Source organism: Neisseria sp. P0009.S007, assembly GCF_051962515.1.
The window spans coordinates 1-1,050 of sequence record NZ_JBQCVF010000497.1 but is presented as its reverse complement, the minus strand read 5'-3'; the positions used below and the strand labels follow the sequence as shown (position 1 = coordinate 1,050).

1 protein-coding gene is annotated in these 1,050 nt (G+C 52.9%); it reads right to left on the bottom strand.

Features of this window, described 5'->3' with window-relative positions; translation table 11 throughout:
- Positions 1-80: 80 nt before the first annotated feature.
- A partial coding sequence (locus tag ACTHS3_RS14335) for a DUF1176 domain-containing protein (RefSeq protein ID WP_440368286.1) occupies positions 81-1,050 on the bottom strand: 970 nt, incomplete at its 5' end.

The window sequence follows — 1,050 nt, the reverse complement described above, 5'->3', positions numbered from 1 at the left end:
TATTGTATAAGGAAAAAGGCCGTCTGAAAACGGGAATTTTGAGACGGCCTTTGCTTTCTATCGTAAATATTCCGTGTATTTTAACGTTCAACACGGGCTTCAAAAATAGGCATCAGCCACGCGCCGCCTGTGAAGCCTTTGCATGAACCGGTGGTGTGTTCCTCACTGCGGACAAACGTTTTACCATCCCACACCGCTGCATTGCCAGACCAGCAGTCGCCGATCCCTCGGCCTTTGAAGCTGCCGCTAAGGGTGGCTGTTTTCTCATCGAATCCGCCGTGCCCGCCGTATGTCATTGGCGGCAGCACTTGTTCAATTTTGGTCAATTCTTTATCGGCAATGGCATAGTAGCCGCTGGTTTGATAAGCACCGCCGATACAGATGGCCGAAATCAAAACCTGACGATCGTTGAGCGGATGGACATACAGGCTGCGGTTCCAATCCATTTGCTCTTTATTGTGCAGGGCGTAACAGTAATTATCGTCGCCTTCGGAAACGCGGTTGCTGTCGCTCAAGAGTTTCATGACGGCGCTGTGGCGTGGTGTGCCTTGTTCCAGCATATCGCCCTCTTTTTTCGGCACGGCAACGGCGCGGATGACGGGTTTGGGCTGCGGGCTGAGGACTGCCTGACTGCTGCCGCCTTTGCGAATCAGCGCGGAAGGCGTATTCAGACGACCTTGGAATTCGTCCGCTTTCAACATCGCCGCCGCTGCGCCTTTGTCGGACAAGTGCCATTCATATTTTCCAGAACGGATGCTGATTTTGCTCTCTTTTTTCAATGCTTCGAGTAAGGCGCTGGTTTGCGCGCTGCTCAATTTGCCTGTGCCTTTTTTGTTCAACGCCAATTTGCCCAGTGATTTGCCGTTCAGCATCAATTCGCTACGGGCTGCCACGCAGGCGAGTTGGCGGTCATCGTCGTTAAATGGCAGCAGGGAAACTTCGCCAATTACTGCGGCATTCGCCCCTGCTTGTCGGGTAAACAGGATAGAAACCGGCGGTTCTATTTCATCTGCTTGGTATCCGGCAAGACGGCAGGTGCCGGTATTGTCG